The sequence below is a fragment of the Vibrio paucivorans genome, from assembly GCF_054053395.1.
Map to the genome: position 1 here is coordinate 632,697 of NZ_CM133230.1, position 26,242 is coordinate 658,938.

Here is a 26,242-nt window from a genome sequence, read left to right on the forward strand (position 1 = left end):
GGTCAGTAACAGATACAATGCAGCTTATTTTTCCACAGTAGTGAGCATTAGTCTCACAGTTTTTAAAAAAGTTCGATATGGCTCAGCAGATTGAATTAACAAACACAGTAAAAGACAGCCAACTTGGTCAACGTTTAGACCAAGCAATAGCTGAATTGTTCGCTGACTTTTCACGTTCTCGCCTAAAAGAATGGCTTTTAGAGGGGAAAGTGCAGGTTGATGGTGTCGTGGTTACTAAACCAAGAACCAAAGTCATGGGCGGTGAAGTAATTACAGTTCAGGCTGAACTGGAAGATGAAGAACGCTGGGAAGCTCAAGATATTCCATTGGATATCGTTTATGAAGACGAAGACCTATTGGTGATCAACAAGCCTCGCGATTTTGTTGTACACCCTGGTGCAGGAACCCCCGACGGTACAGTGCTTAATGCGCTATTGCATCACTACCCTGATATTGCGGAAGTGCCGCGAGCGGGTATCGTTCATCGTCTAGATAAAGACACAACAGGTTTGATGGTTGTTGCGAAAACAGTACCTGCTCAAACTCGTTTGGTGCGTGCGCTGCAAAAACGTAACATCACACGTGAATACGAAGCGATAGCGATCGGTACGATGACGGCAGGTGGTAAAGTTGAACAACCAATTGGTCGCCATTCCACTAAGCGCACCTTGATGGCGGTTGCACCTCTGGGTAAGCCCGCGGTAACCCACTACCGAGTAGCAGAGCATTTCCGTGAGCACACGCGTATTCGACTGCGTTTGGAAACCGGACGTACTCACCAAATTCGCGTTCATATGTCATATTTGCAACACCCTCTATTGGGTGATACCGCGTATGGTGGCAGAGCTCGAATCCCTAAAGGAGCCTCTGAAGAATTAACGCAGATGATTCGTAACTTTGATCGTCAAGCGTTGCATGCTGTCATGTTGAAGTTCGAACATCCGGTGACCGGGGAACCTTTGGAGTTCCATGCTCCGATTCCAGATGACATGGTTGCAATGACAGAAGCGCTTCGTGAAGACGCGAAACTAAACCATTCGGAAGAGTACTAATGAGCTTTATCGTCCCTAATTGGCCAGTACCTAATAAAGTAAAAGCGATTTCCTCGACTCGAGCTGGTGGCTTTTCTACTGGCGCTTATCAAGGATTAAACCTAGGTAAACATGTTGGGGACGAAGATTCTCTTGTCGAGAGTAACCGGGCAGCACTCTCGGAACTCGCCAACTTTCCAAGTGCCCCTGTTTGGCTAAACCAAACTCACTCTACTCGTGTGGTAAAAGTGAATCAGCCAACTCAGCAAGTACTCGATGCCGACGGCGTATTTAGCGACAACGCCAATATTGTCTGCTCGGCAATGACTGCAGATTGCCTGCCGGTACTGTTAACCAACACCCAAGGAACTCAAGTGGCTGCAGTTCATGCAGGATGGCGTGGGCTGGCGGGTGGTATTGTCGAAAATGCCGTAAAGATGTTTGATGGTGAGGTAATGGCTTGGCTTGGCCCAGCTATTGGTTCGACGGCATTTGAAGTCGGAGACGACGTGCTGCAAGCGTTCATCGACTTTGATGCAAACGCCATCAAAGGTTTTCATTCTCTTAAGAAAGAAGGCAAAGAAGGTAAGTGGCTGGCGAATATGGAGTTGATTGCGACTCAACGATTAAATCGTCTTGGTGTAACTGGTGTTTATGCCAGTGGTTTATGCACCTACCGACAGCCGCAAGACTTTTATTCTTACCGTCGCGATGGTGTGACAGGTAGACAAGCCTCGTTTATCTGGTTGGCTGACTAAATTCTATTTCTTAGCTTCAAGCTGTCCACTCTTCTTACTCTATCCCCTTGAAAATCATCGTCTGCGTATCCATCTTTCTAAGTAATAATAAATTATCTCAGTTGAGGTTAGGAAGGTTGATATGCGTCTTGATAGGTTCACTAGTAAATTTCAAATCGCTATCTCTGACGCCCAATCTTTGGCGTTAGGGCGTGATCATCAGTACATAGAGCCTGTACACCTGATGGTGGCGCTGTTAGATCAGACAGGCAGTCCGATTCGACCGCTACTCACCATGTTAGATATTGATGTAATGCATCTACGATCAAAGCTAAGTGAGTTGCTAGAGCGATTACCTAAGGTCAGTGGTATTGGCGGTGACGTCCAGTTATCCGGTGCAATGGGTACGTTGTTTAACTTGTGCGATAAGGTGGCTCAAAAGCGTCAGGATTCATATATCTCTTCAGAAGTTTTTCTTCTAGCAGCTTTGGAAGATAAAGGCCCTCTGGGCGCTTTATTAAAAGAGATAGGTTTAACCGAAAGCAAAGTGTCTGACGCGATTGAAAAGATTCGCGGCGGACAAAAGGTCAACGACCCTAATGCGGAAGAACTTAGGCAGGCGCTAGAAAAGTTCACCATCGATCTCACTGAGCGAGCTGAGCAGGGCAAACTTGACCCTGTTATAGGCCGCGACGATGAAATTCGCCGTACTATCCAAGTCTTGCAACGCCGAACCAAGAATAACCCTGTCATCATCGGGGAGCCTGGCGTAGGTAAAACGGCGATTGTAGAAGGATTAGCTCAACGCATTATTAATAACGAAGTACCCGAAGGGCTACGTAATCGCCGTGTGTTATCTCTTGATATGGGAGCTCTTGTGGCGGGTGCAAAATACCGAGGTGAATTCGAAGAGCGATTGAAATCGGTATTGAATGAACTTTCTAAAGAGGAAGGCAATGTCATCCTCTTTATTGACGAGTTGCATACGATGGTTGGTGCCGGTAAAGGCGAAGGTTCTATGGACGCCGGTAACATGCTTAAACCTGCACTTGCCCGTGGCGAACTTCATTGTGTTGGTGCTACGACGTTAGATGAATACCGCCAATATATTGAAAAAGATCCAGCTTTAGAGCGACGCTTCCAAAAAGTGCTGGTGGATGAACCGACAGTAGAAGACACCGTTGCGATATTGCGTGGTCTAAAAGAACGTTATGAGCTGCATCACCATGTGGAAATTACTGATCCAGCGATTGTGGCAGCTGCGAGTTTGTCGCACCGCTACGTATCTGACCGTCAACTGCCTGATAAGGCGATTGATTTAATAGATGAAGCGGCATCGAGTATTCGAATGCAGATTGACTCAAAACCAGAATCTCTCGACAAGTTAGAGCGCAAAATCATCCAGTTGAAAATTGAACAACAAGCGCTGACGAACGAACAAGATGACGCCAGTAGCAAACGTTTGAAGTCAATAGAGCTCGAGTTACAAGATAAAGAGCGTGAGTTTGCTGAGTTGGAAGAAGTTTGGAACGCGGAAAAGGCAGCACTGTCTGGTACGCAACATATAAAGGCTGAACTTGAGCAAGCGCGGATGGATATGGATTTTGCTCGCCGTGCAGGCGACTTGAATCGTATGTCAGAACTTCAGTACGGTCGTATCCCTGAGCTGGAGAAGCAACTAGATTTAGCTACTCAAGCTGAAATGCAAGAAATGACCTTGCTGCGTAATAAAGTGACAGACAATGAAATCGCGGAAGTACTGTCGAAGCAGACGGGGATTCCGGTGTCAAAAATGCTGGAAGCGGAGAAGGAAAAGCTGCTTCGTATGGAAGAAGTGTTGCACAAGCGTGTGATAGGCCAGTTGGAAGCGGTGGAAGTTGTGTCCAATGCTATTCGCCGTAGTCGAGCAGGGTTATCCGATCCAAATAAGCCTATCGGTTCGTTTTTATTCTTAGGCCCAACCGGTGTAGGTAAAACGGAGCTATGCAAAACATTGGCGAACTTTATGTTTGATAGTGAAGACGCCATGGTACGAATCGACATGTCCGAATTTATGGAGAAGCATTCGGTCGCTCGCTTAGTCGGTGCTCCTCCAGGGTATGTGGGGTATGAAGAAGGTGGTTACCTAACAGAGGCGGTTCGTCGTAAGCCATACTCAGTAATCCTATTGGATGAAGTGGAAAAAGCGCACCCAGATGTGTTCAATATCCTTCTACAAGTTCTGGATGATGGTCGGTTAACTGATGGTCAAGGGAGAACGGTCGATTTTCGTAATACCGTGGTGATCATGACATCAAACTTAGGCTCTTCTCGAATTCAGGAGAACTTCCAGAATCTAGATTACCAAGGCATCAAAAACGAAGTGATGGATGTTGTTGGTAAGCACTTTAGGCCTGAGTTTTTAAACCGGGTAGATGAAAGTGTCGTATTCCACCCACTTGGACAAGAGCATATTAAGTCTATTGCCAGCATCCAGTTGGACCGACTAGCGAAGCGAATGGACGCGAGTGGTTATGAATTAGAAGTGTCAGATAAAGCGCTAGATCTGATATCCAAAGTTGGTTTCGACCCAGTATATGGAGCTAGGCCTTTGAAGCGGGCTATACAGCAGAGTGTTGAAAACCCACTGGCGAAGGCCATACTGGCTGGCAAGGTCGATCCTGATAAAAAGGTACAATTGCTGGTTAACAATGATCGCATCATCGCGCATCAGTAATATTTGACGGGAAAGTGTGATTTGAAGAGCAAAATAATGATGTTTTGCTCTTTTTTTCTACGTATTGATTGAATGTTGGTCGAACGATGCAAAAAGGGAGTTTTTTGTTGAATTAGGGCTTGCACCCAAATCTAATCTCCCTATAATGCGCATCCACTGACACGGCAGACGCCACAAGGCTTCAGCAACGTCAGAGAGGTGAAAAGCTTCTGAGAAAATAAATTTGAAAAAGTGTTTGACTCTTCAAATTATCTCGCTAGAATGCACCTCCGCTTTGAGAGAAAAGTTTCTTGAAAAGCCAAGCTCTTTAACAATTTAAACCTATCAATCTGTGTGGGCACTCGTTGATGATAATCCAATTAGAAACTTCGGTTTCAAATTAGGTTTCAATGAAACGAAGTGGCCATTGAATCTTCGGATTCAGCACAGTCAATTCAAACATTACTTTATGTAATGTTCAGTATTCATTGAGCCGACAAAATCTTAAATTGAAGAGTTTGATCATGGCTCAGATTGAACGCTGGCGGCAGGCCTAACACATGCAAGTCGAGCGGAAACGAGTTAACTGAACCTTCGGGGAACGTTAACGGCGTCGAGCGGCGGACGGGTGAGTGATGCCTAGGAAGTTGCCCAGTAGAGGGGGATAACCATTGGAAACGATGGCTAATACCGCATAACCTCTTCGGAGCAAAGCAGGGGACCTTCGGGCCTTGCGCTATTGGATACGCCTAGGTGGGATTAGCTAGTTGGTGAGGTAATGGCTCACCAAGGCGACGATCCCTAGCTGGTCTGAGAGGATGATCAGCCACACTGGAACTGAGACACGGTCCAGACTCCTACGGGAGGCAGCAGTGGGGAATATTGCACAATGGGCGAAAGCCTGATGCAGCCATGCCGCGTGTGTGAAGAAGGCCTTCGGGTTGTAAAGCACTTTCAGCAGTGAGGAAGGCATTAAGATTAATACTCTTAGTGTTTGACGTTAGCTGCAGAAGAAGCACCGGCTAACTCCGTGCCAGCAGCCGCGGTAATACGGAGGGTGCGAGCGTTAATCGGAATTACTGGGCGTAAAGCGCATGCAGGTGGTGGATTAAGTCAGATGTGAAAGCCCGGGGCTCAACCTCGGAACTGCATTTGAAACTGGTTCACTAGAGTACTGTAGAGGGGGGTAGAATTTCAGGTGTAGCGGTGAAATGCGTAGAGATCTGAAGGAATACCGGTGGCGAAGGCGGCCCCCTGGACAGATACTGACACTCAGATGCGAAAGCGTGGGGAGCAAACAGGATTAGATACCCTGGTAGTCCACGCCGTAAACGATGTCTACTTGGAGGTTGTGGCCTTGAGCCGTGGCTTTCGGAGCTAACGCGTTAAGTAGACCGCCTGGGGAGTACGGTCGCAAGATTAAAACTCAAATGAATTGACGGGGGCCCGCACAAGCGGTGGAGCATGTGGTTTAATTCGATGCAACGCGAAGAACCTTACCTACTCTTGACATCCAGAGAACTTTCCAGAGATGGATTGGTGCCTTCGGGAACTCTGAGACAGGTGCTGCATGGCTGTCGTCAGCTCGTGTTGTGAAATGTTGGGTTAAGTCCCGCAACGAGCGCAACCCTTATCCTTGTTTGCCAGCGAGTAATGTCGGGAACTCCAGGGAGACTGCCGGTGATAAACCGGAGGAAGGTGGGGACGACGTCAAGTCATCATGGCCCTTACGAGTAGGGCTACACACGTGCTACAATGGCGCATACAGAGGGCGGCGAGCCAGCGATGGTCAGCGAATCCCAAAAAGTGCGTCGTAGTCCGGATTGGAGTCTGCAACTCGACTCCATGAAGTCGGAATCGCTAGTAATCGTAGATCAGAATGCTACGGTGAATACGTTCCCGGGCCTTGTACACACCGCCCGTCACACCATGGGAGTGGGCTGCAAAAGAAGTGGGTAGTTTAACCTTCGGGAGGACGCTCACCACTTTGTGGTTCATGACTGGGGTGAAGTCGTAACAAGGTAGCCCTAGGGGAACCTGGGGCTGGATCACCTCCTTATACGATGATTATTGCGATGAGTGTTCACACAGATTGATATGGTTTAAAAAAGTTTAAGAGACGATACTGGGTCTGTAGCTCAGGTGGTTAGAGCGTTCGCCTGATAAGCGAGAGGTCGGTGGTTCAAGTCCACTCAGACCCACCAATCTTCCTCCCAGGGGATTGGCTGGTAGTATCGACACCTTGATGGGGCTATAGCTCAGCTGGGAGAGCGCCTGCCTTGCACGCAGGAGGTCAGCAGTTCGATCCTGCTTAGCTCCACCATCTTTAAGCGCATTAGCGATAGTGCTTTTAAAAATGGTTCTTAAATGAATCTAGCTCTTTAACAATTTGGAAAGCTGACAGATAACAATTTGATTGATTGATTGTTATCTAAATAAAAGTTCTCAAATCCTATGTCTCTTAGAGATGTAGGTACCAACACACATTCAAGTGTTCTTGGGAATAACTTTCGAGTTATTCATATTTGAGTCCGGCAAAATCGAAATGTCTCTCGCTCATTCAAATAATGAGAGACAACACCTTGGTTGTTTGCCATACGTAAAGACCCCTTCGGGTTGTATGGTTAAGTGACTAAGCGTACACGGTGGATGCCTTGGCAGTCAGAGGCGATGAAGGACGTATTAACTTGCGATAAGCCCAGATTAGGTAGTAAAAACCATTTGAGTCTGGGATTTCCGAATGGGGAAACCCAACTGCATAAGCAGTTACTGTTAACTGAATACATAGGTTAACAGGGCGAACCCGGGGAACTGAAACATCTAAGTACCCGGAGGAGTAGAAATCAACCGAGATTCCGAAAGTAGCGGCGAGCGAAATTGGACTAGCCCTTAAGCTTTTAATGATGCAGGTGAAGAGTCTGGAAAGTCTCGCGATACAGGGTGATAGCCCCGTAACCGACACATCATAATCAGTGAAATCGAGTAGGGCGGGACACGTGATATCCTGTCTGAATATGGGGGGACCATCCTCCAAGGCTAAATACTACTGACTGACCGATAGTGAACCAGTACCGTGAGGGAAAGGCGAAAAGAACCCCTGTGAGGGGAGTGAAATAGAACCTGAAACCGTGTACGTACAAGCAGTAGGAGCACCTTCGTGGTGTGACTGCGTACCTTTTGTATAATGGGTCAGCGACTTATATTCAGTAGCAAGGTTAACCGATTAGGGGAGCCGTAGAGAAATCGAGTCTTAACTGGGCGTCGAGTTGCTGGATATAGACCCGAAACCAGGTGATCTAGCCATGGGCAGGTTGAAGGTTGAGTAACATCAACTGGAGGACCGAACCGACTAATGTTGAAAAATTAGCGGATGACTTGTGGCTAGGGGTGAAAGGCCAATCAAACCTGGAGATAGCTGGTTCTCCCCGAAATCTATTTAGGTAGAGCCTCGGACGAATACTACTGGGGGTAGAGCACTGTTAAGGCTAGGGGGTCATCCCGACTTACCAACCCTTTGCAAACTCCGAATACCAGTAAGTACTATCCGGGAGACACACGGCGGGTGCTAACGTCCGTCGTGGAGAGGGAAACAACCCAGACCGCCAGCTAAGGTCCCAAAGTATAGCTAAGTGGGAAACGATGTGGGAAGGCTTAGACAGCTAGGATGTTGGCTTAGAAGCAGCCATCATTTAAAGAAAGCGTAATAGCTCACTAGTCGAGTCGGCCTGCGCGGAAGATGTAACGGGGCTAAGCTATACACCGAAGCTGCGGCAATGCAATTTATTGTATTGGGTAGGGGAGCGTTCTGTAAGCCGTTGAAGGTGGATTGTAAAGTCTGCTGGAGGTATCAGAAGTGCGAATGCTGACATGAGTAACGATAAAGGGGGTGAAAAACCTCCTCGCCGGAAGACCAAGGGTTCCTGTCCAACGTTAATCGGGGCAGGGTAAGTCGACCCCTAAGGCGAGGCCGAAAGGCGTAGTCGATGGGAAACGGGTTAATATTCCCGTACTTCTTACAATTGCGATGGGGGGACGGAGAAGGCTAGGTGGGCCTGGCGACGGTTGTCCAGGTTCAAGTGCGTAGGCTTAAGAGTTAGGTAAATCCGGCTCTCTTTAAGGCTGAGACACGATGTCGAGCTACTACGGTAGTGAAGTCATTGATGCCATGCTTCCAGGAAAAGCCTCTAAGCTTCAGATTGTAAGGAATCGTACCCCAAACCGACACAGGTGGTCGGGTAGAGAATACCAAGGCGCTTGAGAGAACTCGGGTGAAGGAACTAGGCAAAATGGTACCGTAACTTCGGGAGAAGGTACGCTCTTGACGGTGAAGTCCCTTGCGGATGGAGCTATTGAGAGTCGCAGATACCAGGTGGCTGCAACTGTTTATTAAAAACACAGCACTGTGCAAAATCGTAAGATGACGTATACGGTGTGACGCCTGCCCGGTGCCGGAAGGTTAATTGATGGGGTTAGACTTCGGTCGAAGCTCTTGATCGAAGCCCCGGTAAACGGCGGCCGTAACTATAACGGTCCTAAGGTAGCGAAATTCCTTGTCGGGTAAGTTCCGACCTGCACGAATGGCGTAATGATGGCCACGCTGTCTCCACCCGAGACTCAGTGAAATTGAAATCGCTGTGAAGATGCAGTGTACCCGCGGCTAGACGGAAAGACCCCGTGAACCTTTACTACAGCTTGGCACTGAACATTGAGCCTACATGTGTAGGATAGGTGGGAGGCTTTGAAGACGGTACGCCAGTATCGTTGGAGCCATCCTTGAAATACCACCCTTGTATGTTTGATGTTCTAACTTAGCCCCATTATCTGGGGTGAGGACAGTGCCTGGTGGGTAGTTTGACTGGGGCGGTCTCCTCCCAAAGAGTAACGGAGGAGCACGAAGGTGGGCTAATCACGGTTGGACATCGTGAGGTTAGTGCAATGGCATAAGCCCGCTTGACTGCGAGAATGACAATTCGAGCAGGTGCGAAAGCAGGTCATAGTGATCCGGTGGTTCTGTATGGAAGGGCCATCGCTCAACGGATAAAAGGTACTCCGGGGATAACAGGCTGATACCGCCCAAGAGTTCATATCGACGGCGGTGTTTGGCACCTCGATGTCGGCTCATCACATCCTGGGGCTGAAGTCGGTCCCAAGGGTATGGCTGTTCGCCATTTAAAGTGGTACGCGAGCTGGGTTTAGAACGTCGTGAGACAGTTCGGTCCCTATCTGCCGTGGGCGTTGGAAGATTGAAGGGGGCTGCTCCTAGTACGAGAGGACCGGAGTGGACGAACCTCTGGTGTTCGGGTTGTGTCGCCAGACGCATTGCCCGGTAGCTAAGTTCGGAATCGATAACCGCTGAAAGCATCTAAGCGGGAAGCGAGCCCTGAGATGAGTCTTCCCTGGCGCTTTAAGCGTCCTAAAGGGTTGTTCGAGACTAGAACGTTGATAGGCAGGGTGTGTAAGCGTTGTGAGGCGTTGAGCTAACCTGTACTAATTGCCCGTGAGGCTTAACCATACAACACCCAAGGGGTTTTGATGGACTCAGATAAGAACATTGAATGTGTATAACTAGAACTTAAAATCAGTTTTCCGAATTAAGAATTTGCTTGGCGACCATAGCGTTGTGGACCCACCTGATCCCATGCCGAACTCAGAAGTGAAACGCAATAGCGCCGATGGTAGTGTGGGGCTTCCCCATGTGAGAGTAGGACATCGCCAGGCTTTAAATTTAGTACATCTGCTCTGGCGGATGATACCACTGCGGAGTGGTAGTTCAGTTGGTTAGAATACCGGCCTGTCACGCCGGGGGTCGCGGGTTCGAGTCCCGTCCACTCCGCCATTTATTTCAGAGTTTCAGCTCTTAAAAACTGAAGATAGGGGTGTAGCTCCAATTGGCAGAGCAGCGGATTCCAAATCCGCGTGTTGGGAGTTCGAATCTCTCCACCCCTGCCATATATCAAGCCTCAGCGGAAACGCTGGGGCTTTTTTACATCTGTTGCTTCTATGAAGTAATGTTGGGAGCTAGAGCGCGAGCACGGTCGAATCTTTCCACCGCACCATATACTAAGCCTCGGCAGAAATGCTGGTTTTTTGTATTTTTGGGTTTGAATCAGTAGAGAAGCGGATTCCCCTAATTCAAAATAGAGCGTGTTGGAAGTTAGAGCACCAGCCAGGTCTAATATCTTTACCCCGGACATATTTAAGGCTTTAGTCGAAAGGCTAGAGCCTTCTTGCTATCTAGCTGTCACTGTAATCGTCGCTAATGTATTAGAACACAGTAGGCTCAGTTAATGCCAATGGATGCTTTTGTGGGAGTTTGACTCTCAAGAGTGTTGGTCCATTCCCCCTTTCTACATTAAAGGCCTTAGGCTAACCTTCGAAAACAAAGCCACTTGGCTTTTTGGTGTTCATATGATTATCGAGATTACATATCTCTGATATACAAGACTGCTGCGTCAGCAGTTTGAATAGATCAACTTTGTCCTATTGAAGGTTTCAGTGGAGATATTTGGTCTTTGTATTTATTGCTTTTAGTCGTGCTGGTATAAGCGGCCAAGTTTCAAGAACAAAAAAGCCCTGCTCGAATGAGCAGGGCTTTCAATATTCACATATGTAAAGAGGCGAATTACTTTAGGATCGCTTCATTACCATTTTCACGGATGTGCTTAAGCATTGACTTAACGCCACGAGCACTTGAGCCGACAATGTTGCCAGACTTCATGTACTCAGTACCGCCAGAGAAGTCAGTTAGGATAGCGCCGGCTTCACGAGCGATAAGTTCACCTGCTGCCATATCCCAAGGCTTAAGGCCAAGCTCAAAGTAACCATCTACTCGGCCTGAAGCCAAGTAACATAGGTCTAGTGCAGCAGAACCTGTACGACGGAAATCAGCACATTCTGTAAATAGAGATGTCATGATCTTCATGAAAGATTCAGAGTGTTGCTTCTGTTTGAATGGGAAGCCAGTCGCAAGTACAGTACCTTGAAGATCTTTCAGTTGATTTACACGAATACGTGCATTGTTTAATTGAGCGCCAGCGCCACGTTGAGCAGTGAATAGCTCGTTCAGCATTGGATCGTAAACACAAGCTACTTCTGTTTTTCCTTTGATGCGTACAGCAATAGAAACAGAGAAATGTGGGAAGCCTTTAAGGAAGTTTGTTGTTCCATCCAGTGGGTCGATGATCCATTGTACGTCGTTATCTTTACCTTCGATAAGACCGTTTTCTTCCGCAACAATAGAATGCTCTGGGTAAGAGTTTTTGATTGTATCGATGATGATACTTTCAGCTTCTTTGTCAACATTAGTAACAAAGTCGTGTGTACCTTTCTGAGCCGATTCAATCTTATCAGAGTTTTCTAGCGATTTAGCAATGTGATTGCCTGCCTTGCGCGCAGCGCGAATGGCAATGTTAAGCATTGGATGCATACATATTTCCCAACGGATGTTAAAGAACGAAAAAAGCGGGCGCAGTATATCAGAGATTAACGAAAAGGGAAGTGGTTATTTTTTAGCCTTGCAATGCGGCATTTACAAACACAGGCACAAATTTACTGAGGTTTGTGTTAGTATCTTGCAGTTTTTTGATTCTCACTGGTTATGGTCATGCTCGATAAAGTTAAAGTTGTTTTAGTTGGAACTTCCCACTCAGGAAATATAGGTTCTGCAGCTCGAGCTATGAAGGTTATGGGATTAAGTAACCTTGTCTTAGTTGACCCTCAGTGTGAAGTCGATGGTCAAGCGCTAGCATTAGCTGCTGGTGCTAGTGACATCGCTGAAAATGCCGTTGTTGTTTCTACTCTAGATGAAGCAGTGAGTGACTGTGGCTTGGTCGTGGGCTCTAGTGCTCGCTCTCGCACTCTTGAGTGGCCAATGTTGGAGCCTAGAGAGTGTGGTGAAATGTTTGCTTCTGAGGGATTAAAACATCCGGTGGCAATCGTATTTGGTCGAGAAAGAACAGGTCTAACGAACGAAGAGCTGCAGAAGTGTCACTATCATGTGTGCATTCCTGCAAATCCTGAATATAGCTCACTCAACCTAGCTATGGCTGTGCAGACACTAAGTTACGAAATTAGAGTTGCACATCTTAATCGTGAACAAGCTCAGTACTCTGCCGAGCAAGTTGCAGAATACCCTCGTCATAAAGAGCTTGAAATGTTCTACGACCACCTTGAAAAAGTGATGATTGATACCCAATTCATTTCCAAGGAGCAACCTGGTCAGGTTCTGAATAAGCTGCGCCGTTTATTTAGCCGAGCTCGTCCTGAAGCACAAGAGATCAATATCTTACGTGGTGTTTTGACAGCAGTAGAGAAACAAAACAAAGGCGTAAAATAACCACTTTATGTCAATGGTTAAATACCTGACTAAATTAGTCAAATAAATACTTGACCAAATTAGTCAGGTATGAAAAACTTCTTACCACATAAACAATGTGGATATGGTGTGATATGAGACTTACATCTAAAGGAAGATATGCGGTGACAGCCATGTTAGATGTGGCTCTACATTCGCAACAAAACCCAGTACCTCTTGCTGATATTTCAGAGCGACAGGGTATTTCTCTCTCTTATTTAGAGCAGCTGTTTTCTAAGTTACGCAAAGCGGGCTTAGTCGCGAGTGTTCGCGGACCAGGTGGTGGTTACCGATTAGGAACAGATGCTCACGAAATTGCTATCGGTACAGTGATCGCGGCTGTTGACGAGTCCGTCGATGCGACAAAATGTAGCGGTAAAGGAAATTGCCAAGGTGGCACTCGTTGTTTAACTCACACCCTATGGCGCGATTTAAGCTCGCGTATTAGTGGCTTTCTAAACGGCATTACGCTGGGTGAGCTAATGAACGACAACGAAGTGTTAGAGATCTCTGATCGTCAGGATCTTGATTTGGCTGCAAGCCATGGTTTTGCACAAGATAATAAAGGTGCCGCAGTAATCGGTACTAACGCACGCTAATAGCGGCGATGTTTACATTGGAGTAGAAAATGAAACTGCCTATTTATTTCGACTATTCAGCTACATGCCCGGTTGATCCTCGTGTGGCTGAAAAAATGGTTCAGTACATGACGATGGATGGTACTTTTGGTAATCCAGCATCTCGTTCACACCGTTATGGCTGGCAGGCAGAAGAAGCAGTAGATACAGCTCGTGAACAAATCGCTGACCTATTGAATGCTGACCCACGTGAGATTGTGTTCACTTCTGGTGCAACAGAATCAGATAACCTAGCAATTAAAGGTGCTGCGCACTTCTACGGTAAAAAAGGTAAGCACGTCATTACCTGTAAGACTGAACACAAAGCAGTACTTGATCCATGCCGTCAGTTAGAGCGTGAAGGTTATGAGGTTACCTATCTTGAGCCAGAAGCAAACGGTATTATCGATCTCAAGAAGCTTGAAGCAGCAATGCGTGAAGACACTGTTCTAGTTTCTATTATGCACGTGAACAACGAGATTGGTGTAATTCAAGATATCACATCAATTGGTGAGCTATGCCGCTCACGTAAAATCATCTTCCACGTTGATGCTGCGCAATCAGCTGGTAAGTTGCCTATCGATGTACAAGAGATGAAAGTTGACCTTATCTCGCTGTCTGCACACAAAATTTACGGTCCTAAGGGCATCGGCGCATTGTATGTTCGCCGCAAACCTCGCATCCGCTTAGAAGCGCAAATGCACGGTGGTGGTCATGAGCGTGGTTTCCGCTCAGGTACACTTCCTACTCACCAAATTGTTGGTATGGGCGAAGCATTCCGTGTTGCTAAAGAAGACATGCAGAAAGACTTCGACCACGCGCTTGCTTTACGTAACCGTCTATTCGCTGGTGTAAAAGATCTTGAAGCGGTAACGGTAAATGGCGACTTTGAGCAGCGTGTACCTCATAACCTAAACATCAGTTTTGCTTTTGTAGAAGGTGAGTCTTTACTGATGTCTTTGAAAGACTTAGCGGTTTCATCAGGCAGTGCATGTACATCTGCAAGCCTAGAGCCTTCATACGTACTACGTGCTCTTGGTTTAGATGATGAGTTAGCACACAGCTCAGTTCGTTTCTCATTCGGTCGCTTCACGACAGAAGAAGAAGTGGATTACGCAATTGAACAAATCCGTGTAGCGGTAACCAAGCTGCGCGACATGTCTCCTCTATGGGATATGTATAAAGAAGGGGTTGATTTGAGCACAGTTGAGTGGGCACACCACTAATTCAGTTCATAGTACAAACCCTAAGGATAGAACTAGAGGATTCGAGGAAAATATCATGGCATATAGCGAAAAAGTAATTGATCACTACGAGAACCCACGTAACGTTGGCTCATTCGATAAAGAAGATCCTTCTGTAGGTAGCGGCATGGTTGGTGCTCCTGCGTGTGGTGACGTAATGAAACTGCAAATCAAGGTAACGCCAGAAGGCATTATCGAAGATGCAAAATTTAAAACTTACGGTTGTGGTAGTGCGATTGCATCTAGCTCACTTGTTACTGAGTGGGTAAAGGGTAAGAGCATCGACGACGCAGCAGCAATCAAAAACTCCGAGATTGCAGAAGAGCTTGAACTTCCGCCAGTGAAGGTACACTGCTCAATCCTTGCTGAAGATGCAATTAAAGCTGCAGTTGCGGATTACAAAAAGAAACACGACCAATAAAATAAAGACAATGGGAGTGCGTTGCGCTCCCTGTTTTACTTCATTACCTAAGAAACGTTAAGGTGCAGTATGGCCATTACTATGACAGAAACAGCGGCAAGCCGTGTGAAAACATTCCTAGACAATCGAGGCAAAGGTATCGGTTTGCGTTTAGGTGTTAAGACTACGGGCTGTTCGGGTATGGCTTATGTACTAGAGTTTGTAGACGATCTGAATGAAGAAGATCAAGTCTTTGAGCATATGGGCGTAAAGGTTATCATTGACCCTAAAAGCTTAGTGTACCTTGATGGTACTGAACTTGATTACGTTAAAGAAGGCTTAAATGAAGGCTTTGAGTTCAACAACCCTAACGCGAAGGGCGAATGTGGTTGTGGTGAGAGCTTTAACGTATAACGATTTGATAGTGTCTCTCTAGGTCTATCAGGCCTAGAGCCTGTAACCTAGGACAAAATTCTTCATGAACCACTTTGAGTTATTTGGGCTACCTATCCAGTTTGAATTGGACGGTAGCCTTCTTTCTTCTCAGTTTAGAGAGCTTCAAAAACGATTCCATCCAGACAACTTTGCTACGGCTTCTGAACGAGATCGTCTTATGGCCGTTCAAAAGGCGGCTCAAATTAATGATGCCTATCAGGTGTTAAAGCACCCAATATCTCGCGCAGAGTACCTTTTAGCAGAGAACGGCGTAGAAATCCGTGCTGAGCAACAGACGATGCAAGATCCTATGTTCTTGATGGAACAGATGGAATTGCGAGAAGAGCTAGAAGATATATCCTCAAGTAGCTCTCCTGAGGATGCTCTGTTCGACTTTGAGAGCAAGGTAACGAAGAATTACAAGCAACACCTTACTTCAGTGACAGAGCAATTGGGAACAGCACAGTGGGCAGAAGCTGCCGATACTGTTCGCAAACTCAAATTTATAGCCAAGTTAAAAAGTGAAATTGAACAAGTCGAAGAGCGTCTTCTCGGCTAGTTGAAATAATAAGGATTACGCAATGGCACTACTACAAATTGCTGAACCAGGACAAAGCAGTGCACCGCATGAACATAAATTGGCTGCGGGTATCGATTTAGGAACGACCAATTCATTAGTGGCTTCTGTTCGTTCAGGAGAAGCAAAAACTCTGCTTGATAGCCAAGGTCGCAGTATTCTCCCTTCGGTAGTCAACTACGCGAGCAAGGAATCTAAAATTGGCTACGATGCTCGAGAAAAAGCGCAATCTGAGCCTGAAAATACCATTATTTCTGTTAAACGTTTGATTGGCCGTTCACTTAACGATATTCAAAGCCGTTATCCTTCACTGCCATATCAGTTCAAGGAGAGTGATAACGGTTTACCCGTACTGGTTACGAATCAAGGTGATAAGAATCCGATTCAAGTTTCGGCTGAGATATTAAAGTCTCTTGGTCAACGGGCTGAAGAAACACTCGGCGGTGAGCTTGCTGGTGTAGTTATTACCGTACCTGCTTATTTTGACGATGCCCAGCGTGCTGGAACTAAAGATGCAGCGAACCTAGCTGGTTTACATGTCCTTCGTTTATTGAATGAGCCGACCGCTGCAGCTATTGCCTATGGCCTAGACTCCGGACAAGAAGGCATTATTGCTGTTTATGATCTTGGTGGCGGAACGTTTGATATATCGATTTTGCGTCTCTCAAAAGGCGTATTTGAAGTACTAGCAACTGGCGGTGACTCAGCGCTAGGTGGTGATGATTTTGATCATCTAGTGGCAGAGTATTTCCAGCAGCAAACTGGTATAGCAAGTCCTCTTTCTGCTGAGCAAAACCGTACTCTGTTGGATGCGGCTACAGCAGCGAAAATTGCGTTATCAACTGAAGGTAAAGCTAATGTTGACGTACTTGGGTGGCAAGGCGAGTTAACGCGTGAGAAGTTTGAAGAGATCATTCAACCGTTAGTGAAAAAAACATTGCTCTCATGCCGTCGTGCATTGAAAGATGCTGAAGTAGGTGCTGATGAAGTAATGGAAGTCGTAATGGTTGGAGGCTCAACTCGAACTCCACTTGTTCGCGAACTTGTTGGTGACTTCTTTGGTCGTACACCATTGACAAGCATTAACCCAGACGAAGTGGTAGCGATTGGTGCTGCGATTCAAGCTGATATCTTGGCAGGTAACAAACCTGATTCAGAGATGTTACTACTGGATGTTATCCCTCTTTCGCTCGGCATTGAAACGATGGGCGGCTTGGTTGAGAAAATCATCCCGAGAAACACGACTATCCCTGTTGCGCGTGCTCAGGAATTCACCACGTTTAAAGACGGCCAAACTGCGATGACGGTGCATACGGTGCAAGGAGAGCGTGAAATGGTTGATGACTGCCGTTCACTTGCTCGTTTTGCTCTAAAAGGCATCCCCCCAATGGCGGCTGGAGCTGCGCATATCCGCGTAACTTACCAAGTAGACGCTGATGGTCTGTTGTCTGTTACAGCAATGGAAAAGAGTACAGGTGTACAAGCTGAGATTCAGGTTAAACCATCGTATGGTTTAAGTGATGATGAAGTGGCTAATATGCTTAAAGATTCAATGACCTATGCGAAGGAAGATATGGATGCTCGTGCTTTGGCTGAGCAACGTGTCGAAGCCGATCGCGTCATTGAAGGACTGATTGCTGCAATGCAGGCTGATGGTGATGAGTTACTGTCAGATGAGGAGAAGCAGCAACTATTAAAAGCAATTGAAAGCCTCATTGCGCTGCGCAATGGTGATGACTCTCCTGCGATTGAACAGGGGATCAAAGATACAGATAAAGCGAGCCAAGAGTTTGCTTCACGCCGCATGGACAAATCTATTCGCGCGGCGCTTTCCGGTCAATCGGTTAACGATATTTAAGAGACAATAAAATGCCTAAGATTATAGTATTACCTCATGAAGATCTTTGCCCAGAAGGGGCTGTTTTAGAGGCGAATTCGGGCGACACTGTATTAGATGTTGCACTGAAAAACGGTATTGGTATTGAACATGCGTGTGAGAAGTCATGCGCTTGTACAACTTGTCATGTTGTTATTCGTGAAGGCTTCGATTCGTTAGAAGAGAGCGATGAGCTAGAAGACGATATGCTTGATAAAGCTTGGGGCTTAGAGCCTGAATCTCGTCTTGGCTGCCAAGCTAAAGTAGCGGACGAAGACTTAGTTGTTGAAATTCCGAAATACACGTTAAACCATGCGTCGGAAGACCACTAAACTTTATAACAGTGAAGTAAAGCAAGGAGTACGGCAATGAAATGGACGGATTCAAGAGATATCGCAATTGAACTGTGCGACCTATACCCAGATACAGATCCAAAGACAGTGCGTTTTACTGACTTGCATCAGTGGGTGATGGATCTAGAAGAGTTTGACGATGAACCAAATCGCTCTAACGAGAAAATCCTAGAGGCAATTATTCTGTGTTGGATGGACGAAGCAGATTAATTGATTTGTTGAAGAAACATCGCGCAGTTAACAATTTCTACTAAAAAAAGCGGGCCTAATGGCCCGTTTTTTTATCAATTTGACACTTTCGACCTACATAATGCTAACATCGAACCGTTATCTAAAACGATGGTAAACACTAATACCACCAGACAAGGAGACACCATGTCTACACAGATGTCAGTATTCATCAGCCAAGATTCTGCCCAGCCTCAGTGGGGAGAAAAAGCTATTTTATCTTTTTCAGAAAATGGAGCGACCATTCATCTTGGCGAAGGCCATGATCTTGGTGCGGTTCAACGTGCTGCGCGTAAACTGGATGCACAGGGTATTCAATCCGTATTTTTGAAAGGCGAAGGCTGGAATATTGAAAATATTTGGGCGTTTCAACAAGGTTACCGTGGTCCAAAGAAATTAAATACGCTTGAGTGGGAATCACTTGCCGACGCAGATCAAGCAGAAATCGAAGCTCGCATTAAAGCAACGGATTGGACTCGTGACATTATCAACAAGAGTGCTGAAGAAGTTGCACCCCGCCAGCTAGCAACCATGGCGGCCGAGTTCATTAAATCTGTTGCTCCTGAAGGCACTGTCACAGCTAAGATCGTAAAAGACAAGGATCTACTGACCGAAGGCTGGGAAGGGATTTACGCGGTAGGTCGCGGTTCTGAGCGCACATCGGCAATGTTACAACTCGACTTTAATCCAACAGGCGATGAAAATGCTCCTGTCTATGCGTGTCTTGTGGGTAAAGGCATTACGTTCGACTCTGGCGGCTACAGCATTAAGCAGTCTGGCTTTATGACGGCAATGAAAGCTGATATGGGTGGCTCAGGTACTATTACTGGTGGTTTAGGCCTTGCTATCATGCGTGGTCTAAACAAGCGCGTTAAGCTAATTCTTTGCTGTGCAGAGAACATGATTTCAGGTCGTGCATTGAAACTGGGTGATGTCATTACTTACAAAAACGGTAAGACGGTAGAAATCATGAATACCGACGCAGAAGGACGTTTGGTATTGGCGGATGGTCTAATTTATGCGAGCGAGCAAAAACCTGAGCTAATTATTGATTGCGCTACCTTAACGGGGGCTGCTAAAAATGCTCTAGGTAATGACTACCACGCGCTAATGAGTTTTGATGATGAGCTTTCGCATCAGGCGCTTAATGCTGCTCGTGAAGAGAAAGAAGGCTTATGGCCGCTTCCTCTCGCCGATTTCCACCGCGGAATGTTGCCTTCTAATTTTGCTGATCTGTCAAATATCAGTAGCGGTGACTATACACCGGGTGCAAGTACGGCTGCTGCATTCCTTTCTTACTTTGTTGAAGATTACAAGAAAGGTTGGCTGCACTTTGATTGCGCTGGTACTTACCGTAAGTCTGCAAGTGATAAATGGTCTGCAGGTGCAACGGGTATGGGCGTAAGAACACTTGCACGCATCCTCACTGAGCAAGCTAATTAATCAGATTTGGCAGCGAGTTCGCTGCCGTCATAACTACAATAATCGAAGTAAAAGGATACCTTATGGCTCTAGAAAGAACATTTTCGATCGTTAAGCCTGATGCAGTAGAAAGAAACTTGATTGGTGAAATTTATCACCGTATTGAGAAAGCGGGACTACAAATCATTGCCGCTAAAATGGTTCACCTAACGGAAGAGCAAGCGAGTGGTTTTTATGCTGAGCATGAAGGCAAGCCGTTTTTCCCAGCTCTTAAAGAGTTTATGACTTCTGGCCCAATTATGGTTCAGGTACTAGAAGGTGAAAATGCTATTGCTCGTTACCGTGAACTAATGGGTAAAACTAACCCAGAAGAAGCGGCGTGTGGCACTATCCGTGCTGATTATGCTGTGAGTATGCGTTACAACTCGGTACATGGTTCTGATAGCCCAGAGTCAGCGGCACGCGAAATTGAGTTCTTCTTCCCTGAATCTGAGATTTGCCCACGTTAATCCTCAGAATGATAGTGATAGCTGAGAGCCTTGGCGATATGCCAAGGCTTTTTCTTTTTAGTACAGAGATAAAAAGACGTACTTGCATTTCCCTGTACAAAAAATAACCTTTCTTATATTAATACCTTACTAAATTACTGTGTTTACAAGCCTTGTTGAAGGTGAACAAACGCTGTACAATTCGCGCCCTTAATTACTGTTCCGTCATTGAGAGGCTACATGACCACTGAAAAAATCAATCTACTCGATTTTGATCGCAAGGGATTACGCAAACTGTTCGCTGAAGAGTTAGGCGAGAAAGCATTCCGCGCCGATCAAGTTATGAAGTGGATCTACCATTTTGGTGTTGATGACTTCGAAAAAATGACCAACATTAATAAGAAGCTCCGAGAAAAGCTTCAACATCGTTGTGAAGTTCGTGCTCCTTACGTATCAGATGCACAGCACTCTTCGGACGGTACCATCAAATGGGCAATGCGAGTTGGCGACCAAGATGTTGAAACGGTTTATATCCCTGAGGATGACCGTGCAACGTTGTGTGTATCTTCGCAAGTTGGATGTGCGCTCGAGTGTAAGTTCTGCTCAACAGCGCAACAAGGCTTCAACCGCAACCTAAAAGTATCGGAAATTATAGGGCAAGTATGGCGTGCTGCACGTGAGATTGGCCTCGAGAAAGAAACTGGCCGACGCCCAATCACTAACGTCGTGATGATGGGGATGGGTGAGCCACTGCTTAACATGAAAAACCTGATCCCATCGCTTGAGTTGATGCTTGATGATCTTGGTTTTGGTTTGTCTAAACGCCGTGTCACAGTTTCTACGTCTGGTGTTGTATCTGGATTAGATCAAATGACTGGCAATATTGATGTGGCACTTGCTATTTCATTACATGCGCCAAACGATAAGTTACGTAGTGAAATCATGCCAATCAACGATCGTTGGGATATCCAAGATTTTCTTGCGTCAGTTCGTCGCTATATTGCATCATCGAATGCTAACCGTGGCAAAGTGACCGTTGAATACGTATTACTTGATCATGTGAATGACGACATGGACCATGCTCGTGAGTTGGCGGAGCTAATGAAAGATACTCCGTGTAAAATCAACTTAATTCCATTTAACCCGTATCCGGGTTCACCATATAAGAAGCCAAGTAACTCTCGAATCGACCGTTTCCAGAAAACATTGATGCAATACGAGCATACAGTGACGGTTCGTAAAACTCGTGGTGACGACATTGATGCTGCGTGTGGCCAGTTAGTTGGGGACGTGATTGACAGAACCAAGCGAACTCAGCAAAAACAGCTGTCGGGTGAAGCGATTCCCGTGAAAGCGGTTTAACTAGTATTTTTTATACAACAAAGCCAGAGCATGCTCTGGCTTTGTTGTATTTGTAAATTCTGAAACATTCTCAGCCTTTCTTTGTAAAAATTAGGAAAAACCTTGAACTGCTTGTGATTTCTACATAAAGGTAATGTTGTTTAACGACAAATATCTATTAGAATTGCAAATTAACCTGAATATCAATTTTGCATCAGGTTTTTGACATGGAATGAAGTGGAGAGCATTGAAATCTGCTTTGTTTAAATAGGGGAAACCCTGAATGAATTTTGTTTTTCCGCACAGTAACTACTAACAATAAAGAATGAAAGTTACAAAGTAGTGAAAAACTACGACAGAGAAGTACAACACTAATGAGTACTGAACAAGACGCAGTAACCGAACAAAAGACGGACACGGAACAACCAAAAATTGAAGCGGGTACGATACTTAAATCTCGTAGAGAAGAGTTAGGCCTTTCACAAAAACAAATTGCAGATCGCTTACGCTTACGTTTATCGATTATTCAGGGAATTGAAGAAAACAACTTTGAATCTGGACAGGTCGCTACATTTACTCGTGGTTATCTGCGTTCATACGCGAAAGCGGTAGGGCTGGAAGAGTCTGTCGTTTTATGCGCGCTTGATGATTGTGGAAGTGCACAGCATAAAGAACATGAGATGTTGAGCTTCTCCAAGAAAACCAAACGAGAGCGCCATGATAGCCGCATCATGGGGATTACTTGGGGTATCCTTGCTGTAATGATTGGTATTTCCTCTGTGTGGTGGTGGCAAAACCAACAAACTGACACTTTAGCCATCATTGATGATTTACCTGAAGAAGTCAGTGTCGTACAAGATGAATCTTCTGAGCCAGGCAGTTTTGCTACGATAACCTCTGCTGCGGAGCCATCGGACGACGTAGAAGTTGTTGAGGTAGTGCCTGAAGTCGCCGCTGAGCCTATAGTTACTGAGGTAGCCGAAGTAGCAGACACTTCCGAACTTGAGGTGGCAAATGAGGTAACGTCTGAAGCCATCGTAGAAGAATCACCTGTACCTGCTCAGCTACCTGAAGTTGAGCAAGTGGAAGAACCTGAATCTGTTGTCATTTCTACTGACAAATTATTAGCCATGTCTTTTAGTGCGGATTGTTGGATCCAAGTAAAAGATGCTAATGGAAAAACCTTATCTACAGGCATAAAGAAAGCAGGCCAAAACCTCGAGTTATCCGGTGAAGCGCCATTTAATGTCATTCTTGGTGCTCCAGAAAGTGTTTCGATGACATTTGCGAGTGAACCTGTCGACCTTTCTGGGTATACTTCAGGTAAAGTAGCAAGATTCACCTTACCTTAGAAAGTTAATATGCAACACGAGTCTCCTATCAAACGTCGCCCATCGACACGTATTTATGTGGGCGATGTGCCTATTGGTGACGGCGCCCCGATCGCGGTGCAGTCAATGACAAATACCCGCACGACAGATGTAGAAGCAACTGTTGCTCAAATTCGTGCGTTAGAAAATGTGGGTGCAGACATCGTTAGAGTCTCTGTACCTACCATGGATGCGGCTGAAGCGTTCAAGCAAATTAAACAGCAGGTATCCATTCCTCTAGTAGCGGATATCCATTTTGACTACCGTATCGCACTTAAAGTTGCTGAATATGGTGTTGATTGTCTGCGTATTAACCCTGGTAACATTGGTAAAGAAGATCGTATTCGCGCGGTTGTTGACTGTGCACGCGACAAAAACATTCCAATTCGTATTGGTGTAAATGGCGGTTCTTTAGAAAAAGACATCCAAATGAAGTATGGCGAACCGACGCCTGAAGCATTGGTAGAGTCAGCAATGCGCCATGTAGATATTCTAGATCGACTTAACTTCGATAAATTCAAAGTAAGCGTGAAAGCTTCTGATGTCTTCCTAGCGGTAGACTCATACCGCATTTTGGCAAACAAGATCGATCAGCCGCTACACTTGGGTATCACTGAAGCCGGTGGTGCACGAGCGGGCGCAGTTAAGTCTTCGGTTGGTTTAGGTATGTTACTTGCTGAAGGCATTGGTGATACGCTACGTATCTCCCTGGCTGCGGATCCTGTAGAAGAAATCAAAGTTGGTTTTGATATCCTAAAATCTCTTCGCATCCGTTCTCGTGGCATAAACTTTATTGCTTGCCCTAGTTGTTCTCGTCAGGAGTTCGATGTTATCGGCACAGTCAATGAACTAGAGCAGCGTCTAGAGGACATTATCACACCAATGGATGTTTCTATTATTGGTTGTGTTGTTAATGGCCCAGGTGAAGCAGAAGTATCCCATCTAGGTTTAGCGGGTAGTAACAAGAAAAGTGCTTTTTATGAGGACGGTAAACGTCAGAAAGAGCGTTTTGACAATGATGATCTTGTTGCTCAGCTTGAAGCTAAAATTCGCGCAAAAGCATCAGTGCTTGATGAAAGCAATCGCATTGATGTAAACCAAATCGAATCAAATTAATCTCAACGACATTACGGTAAGTACTGTGGCAAAAACAATCCAAGCAATCCGAGGCATGAACGACTGCCTCCCAACTCAATCTCCACTGTGGCAAAAAGTGGAAGGTGCGGTTAAAAACGTCATCAGTGCATACGGCTACAACGAAGTACGTATGCCAATCGTTGAGATGACTCATCTATTTAGCCGTGCAATCGGTGAAGTGACCGATGTGGTTGAAAAAGAAATGTACACATTTGAAGACCGTAATGGTGACAGCTTAACGCTGCGCCCTGAAGGTACAGCAGGCTGTGTACGTGCTGGCATCGAAAATGGTCTGCTTTATAACCAAGAGCAACGTTTGTGGTACATGGGGCCAATGTTCCGCCATGAGCGCCCACAAAAAGGTCGTTACCGTCAATTCCACCAATGTGGTGTAGAAGTGTTTGGATTAAATGGTCCAGACGTAGATGCTGAATTGATCATGATGACGGCTCGACTATGGCGTGATTTGGGTATCGACAAGCATGTACGTTTAGAGCTGAATTCTATTGGTTCACTTGAAGCGCGTGCAAACTACCGTACTGCACTGATTGCTCATCTTGAACAGCATATCGATGTACTCGATGAAGACAGCAAGCGTCGTATGCACACTAATCCGCTACGTGTATTGGACTCTAAAAACCCTGAAGTACAGGCAATCCTTGGTGATGCACCACGCTTATCTGATTACTTAGATGAAGAATCAAAACAACATTTTGCAGGTTTGTGTGAACTTCTAGACGCTGCTGGTATCGAATACACGGTAAATGAACGTTTAGTGCGTGGCCTTGATTATTACAATCGCACGGTATTTGAATGGATTACTGAAAGCTTAGGTGCTCAAGGTACGGTATGTGGCGGTGGTCGCTACGATGGTCTAGTTGAGCAACTTGGTGGTAAACCAACACCAGCTGTTGGTTTCGCGATGGGTCTAGAACGTTTAGTTCTCATGATGGAAACTCTAGAACTAACAGAAGTTCGTCGTAGCGTTGATGTTTACATGGTGACTGCGGGTGAAGGTACCATGATGGCTGGAATGAAACTGGCCGAGCAACTTCGTGAGCAGGTTCCTGGGCTACGTGTTATGAACCATTTCGGCGGTGGTAATTTCAAGAAGCAATTTAAGCGTGCTGATAAAGTCGGTGCCGCAGTTGCTCTAGTGCTTGGTGAAAATGAAGTCGCTGAATCTAACGTCGTTTTGAAAGATCTCATTGGCGGCGATCAAACTACGTACTCTCAAGCTGAAGTAGCTGAGCAGTTAGCAAAATTACTGTAAGTTTTGGTCATAGATACCGAAATTTAAGAAATATTAAGAGGACAGGAAGTGGAACTCTACGATTCTGAAGAACAACAAGTTGAAGCGATTAAAGACTGGTGGAAAGAGAACGGTAAAGCCGTGATCTTTGGTGCCGTTATTGGTCTCGGTGGCCTATTTGGCTGGCGCTATTACCAGGATTCAGTTCTGCAAGGTCAAGAAGCGGCATCAGAAGCTTACACTAGTGTAATTACGTCGCTACAAACTCAAGGCGCAGACGCAGAAGCGAGCATTCAAACATTCATTGATGCGAACAAAGGTTCTGAATACTCTGTACTTGCTGCTCTTCAGTTAGCAAAAGTACAGGTTGAAGCGAATAACCTTGATGAGGCGCTTGCTCAGTTAGAGTGGGCTAAAGCCAACTCTAAAGATGACGCGCTTAAAGCTGTGACGTCTTACCGTATCGCTCGTATCCAAGCAGAGCAGCAAAACTATGATGGTGCTATCGCAGAGCTAGAGCTGATCAAGGATCCTAGTTGGGCTGGTCGTATTGCTGAGTTACGTGGTGATATCTCTCTGCGTAAAGGTGATGAAGCCGCGGCTTATGCTGCTTACACTGAAGCTCAACAGGCGGAAGATGCGAGTCAAACTCTGCAAATGAAGCTGGACGATCTAGCCAAGTAATA

20 protein-coding genes, 4 tRNA genes and 3 rRNA genes are annotated in these 26,242 nt (G+C 45.9%); 26 read left to right on the forward strand and 1 reads right to left on the reverse strand.

Annotated elements, in window-relative coordinates:
- The first annotated feature begins 77 nt into the window (after positions 1–77).
- The 10 genes from rluD (at position 78) to ACXABW_RS03075 (ending at position 10,412) form a co-directional block, all read left to right on the forward strand.
- The gene (gene rluD / locus ACXABW_RS03030; RefSeq protein ID WP_252029647.1) at positions 78–1,052 is read left to right on the forward strand and encodes a 23S rRNA pseudouridine(1911/1915/1917) synthase RluD; all 975 of its coding nucleotides are present in this window, start codon (positions 78–80) and stop codon (positions 1,050–1,052) included.
- Positions 1,052–1,789, forward strand: a complete 738-nt coding sequence (gene pgeF, locus ACXABW_RS03035; RefSeq protein ID WP_457523941.1) for a peptidoglycan editing factor PgeF — start codon at positions 1,052–1,054, stop codon at positions 1,787–1,789. The genes rluD and pgeF overlap by 1 nt, the downstream gene beginning before the upstream one ends.
- A 121-nt stretch (positions 1,790–1,910) precedes the next feature.
- Positions 1,911–4,484, forward strand: a complete 2,574-nt coding sequence (gene clpB / locus ACXABW_RS03040; RefSeq protein WP_457523943.1) for an ATP-dependent chaperone ClpB — start codon at positions 1,911–1,913, stop codon at positions 4,482–4,484.
- 485 nt (positions 4,485–4,969) lie between these two features.
- Positions 4,970–6,522: ribosomal RNA gene (locus ACXABW_RS03045) — 16S ribosomal RNA — on the forward strand.
- Positions 6,523–6,590: 68 nt separating this feature from the next.
- Positions 6,591–6,667, forward strand: a tRNA-Ile gene (locus tag ACXABW_RS03050).
- A gap of 43 nt (positions 6,668–6,710) precedes the next feature.
- A tRNA-Ala gene (locus tag ACXABW_RS03055) sits at positions 6,711–6,786 on the forward strand.
- A gap of 299 nt (positions 6,787–7,085) precedes the next feature.
- Positions 7,086–9,975: ribosomal RNA gene (locus ACXABW_RS03060) — 23S ribosomal RNA — on the forward strand.
- A 90-nt stretch (positions 9,976–10,065) separates the two neighbouring features.
- Positions 10,066–10,181: ribosomal RNA gene (gene rrf, locus ACXABW_RS03065) — 5S ribosomal RNA — on the forward strand.
- Together the 16S, 23S and 5S rRNA genes with 4 tRNA genes alongside form the textbook arrangement of a ribosomal RNA operon.
- A 41-nt stretch (positions 10,182–10,222) precedes the next feature.
- A tRNA-Asp gene (locus tag ACXABW_RS03070) sits at positions 10,223–10,299 on the forward strand.
- Between the two features lie 36 nt (positions 10,300–10,335).
- Positions 10,336–10,412: transfer RNA gene (locus ACXABW_RS03075), tRNA-Trp, on the forward strand.
- A 673-nt stretch (positions 10,413–11,085) separates the two neighbouring features.
- On the opposite strand, the gene suhB is transcribed toward ACXABW_RS03075, so the two are convergent.
- Positions 11,086–11,889, reverse strand: coding sequence for an inositol-1-monophosphatase (suhB, locus tag ACXABW_RS03080; RefSeq protein WP_252029650.1), 804 nt, complete (start codon positions 11,887–11,889; stop codon positions 11,086–11,088).
- 177 nt (positions 11,890–12,066) lie between these two features.
- Here suhB and trmJ point away from each other — a divergent pair, with 177 nt between their 5' ends.
- The 16 genes from trmJ (at position 12,067) to ACXABW_RS03160 (ending at position 26,240) form a co-directional block, all read left to right on the forward strand.
- The gene (gene trmJ, locus ACXABW_RS03085) at positions 12,067–12,798 is read left to right on the forward strand and encodes a tRNA (cytosine(32)/uridine(32)-2'-O)-methyltransferase TrmJ (protein WP_457523944.1); all 732 of its coding nucleotides are present in this window, start codon (positions 12,067–12,069) and stop codon (positions 12,796–12,798) included.
- A 113-nt stretch (positions 12,799–12,911) separates the two neighbouring features.
- Complete coding sequence (iscR, locus tag ACXABW_RS03090; protein WP_252029652.1) at positions 12,912–13,415, forward strand: Fe-S cluster assembly transcriptional regulator IscR; 504 nt, start codon at positions 12,912–12,914, stop codon at positions 13,413–13,415.
- A 29-nt stretch (positions 13,416–13,444) separates the two neighbouring features.
- Entirely contained in the window at positions 13,445–14,659 is a 1,215-nt protein-coding gene (locus tag ACXABW_RS03095; RefSeq protein ID WP_265688256.1) for an IscS subfamily cysteine desulfurase, read from the forward strand.
- A 55-nt stretch (positions 14,660–14,714) separates the two neighbouring features.
- The gene (gene iscU / locus ACXABW_RS03100; RefSeq protein WP_252029654.1) at positions 14,715–15,098 is read left to right on the forward strand and encodes a Fe-S cluster assembly scaffold IscU; all 384 of its coding nucleotides are present in this window, start codon (positions 14,715–14,717) and stop codon (positions 15,096–15,098) included.
- A 69-nt stretch (positions 15,099–15,167) separates the two neighbouring features.
- The gene (iscA, locus tag ACXABW_RS03105; RefSeq protein ID WP_252029655.1) at positions 15,168–15,491 is read left to right on the forward strand and encodes an iron-sulfur cluster assembly protein IscA; all 324 of its coding nucleotides are present in this window, start codon (positions 15,168–15,170) and stop codon (positions 15,489–15,491) included.
- A 64-nt stretch (positions 15,492–15,555) separates the two neighbouring features.
- Entirely contained in the window at positions 15,556–16,071 is a 516-nt protein-coding gene (gene hscB / locus ACXABW_RS03110; protein ID WP_457523947.1) for a co-chaperone HscB, read from the forward strand.
- A gap of 22 nt (positions 16,072–16,093) precedes the next feature.
- A complete protein-coding gene (gene hscA / locus ACXABW_RS03115) occupies positions 16,094–17,947 on the forward strand; it encodes a Fe-S protein assembly chaperone HscA (RefSeq protein WP_457523949.1) in 1,854 nt (617 codons plus the stop codon).
- An 11-nt stretch (positions 17,948–17,958) separates the two neighbouring features.
- Complete coding sequence (gene fdx, locus ACXABW_RS03120; RefSeq protein WP_004747803.1) at positions 17,959–18,297, forward strand: ISC system 2Fe-2S type ferredoxin; 339 nt, start codon at positions 17,959–17,961, stop codon at positions 18,295–18,297.
- Between the two features lie 36 nt (positions 18,298–18,333).
- Positions 18,334–18,528 carry a Fe-S cluster assembly protein IscX gene (gene iscX / locus ACXABW_RS03125; protein ID WP_265688253.1) on the forward strand — a complete coding sequence of 65 codons (195 nt, stop codon included), beginning with the start codon at positions 18,334–18,336 and terminating at the stop codon, positions 18,526–18,528.
- Between the two features lie 165 nt (positions 18,529–18,693).
- A complete protein-coding gene (gene pepB, locus ACXABW_RS03130) occupies positions 18,694–19,989 on the forward strand; it encodes an aminopeptidase PepB (RefSeq protein WP_252029659.1) in 1,296 nt (431 codons plus the stop codon).
- A 62-nt stretch (positions 19,990–20,051) separates the two neighbouring features.
- Positions 20,052–20,477 carry a nucleoside-diphosphate kinase gene (ndk, locus tag ACXABW_RS03135; protein WP_265688252.1) on the forward strand — a complete coding sequence of 142 codons (426 nt, stop codon included), beginning with the start codon at positions 20,052–20,054 and terminating at the stop codon, positions 20,475–20,477.
- Between the two features lie 219 nt (positions 20,478–20,696).
- Positions 20,697–21,818, forward strand: coding sequence for a bifunctional tRNA (adenosine(37)-C2)-methyltransferase TrmG/ribosomal RNA large subunit methyltransferase RlmN (locus tag ACXABW_RS03140; protein WP_252029661.1), 1,122 nt, complete (start codon positions 20,697–20,699; stop codon positions 21,816–21,818).
- 353 nt (positions 21,819–22,171) lie between these two features.
- Entirely contained in the window at positions 22,172–23,149 is a 978-nt protein-coding gene (gene rodZ, locus ACXABW_RS03145) for a cytoskeleton protein RodZ (protein ID WP_252029662.1), read from the forward strand.
- A 9-nt stretch (positions 23,150–23,158) separates the two neighbouring features.
- A complete protein-coding gene (gene ispG, locus ACXABW_RS03150; protein ID WP_252029663.1) occupies positions 23,159–24,283 on the forward strand; it encodes a flavodoxin-dependent (E)-4-hydroxy-3-methylbut-2-enyl-diphosphate synthase in 1,125 nt (374 codons plus the stop codon).
- A 25-nt stretch (positions 24,284–24,308) separates the two neighbouring features.
- Positions 24,309–25,577: a histidine--tRNA ligase gene (gene hisS / locus ACXABW_RS03155; RefSeq protein ID WP_252029664.1), complete on the forward strand. Its 1,269-nt coding sequence runs from the start codon at positions 24,309–24,311 to the stop codon at positions 25,575–25,577.
- Positions 25,578–25,625: 48 nt separating this feature from the next.
- On the forward strand, positions 25,626–26,240 hold the full coding sequence (locus ACXABW_RS03160) for a YfgM family protein (RefSeq protein ID WP_265688249.1): 615 nt from the start codon (positions 25,626–25,628) through the stop codon (positions 26,238–26,240).
- Positions 26,241–26,242: the final 2 nt, after the last annotated feature.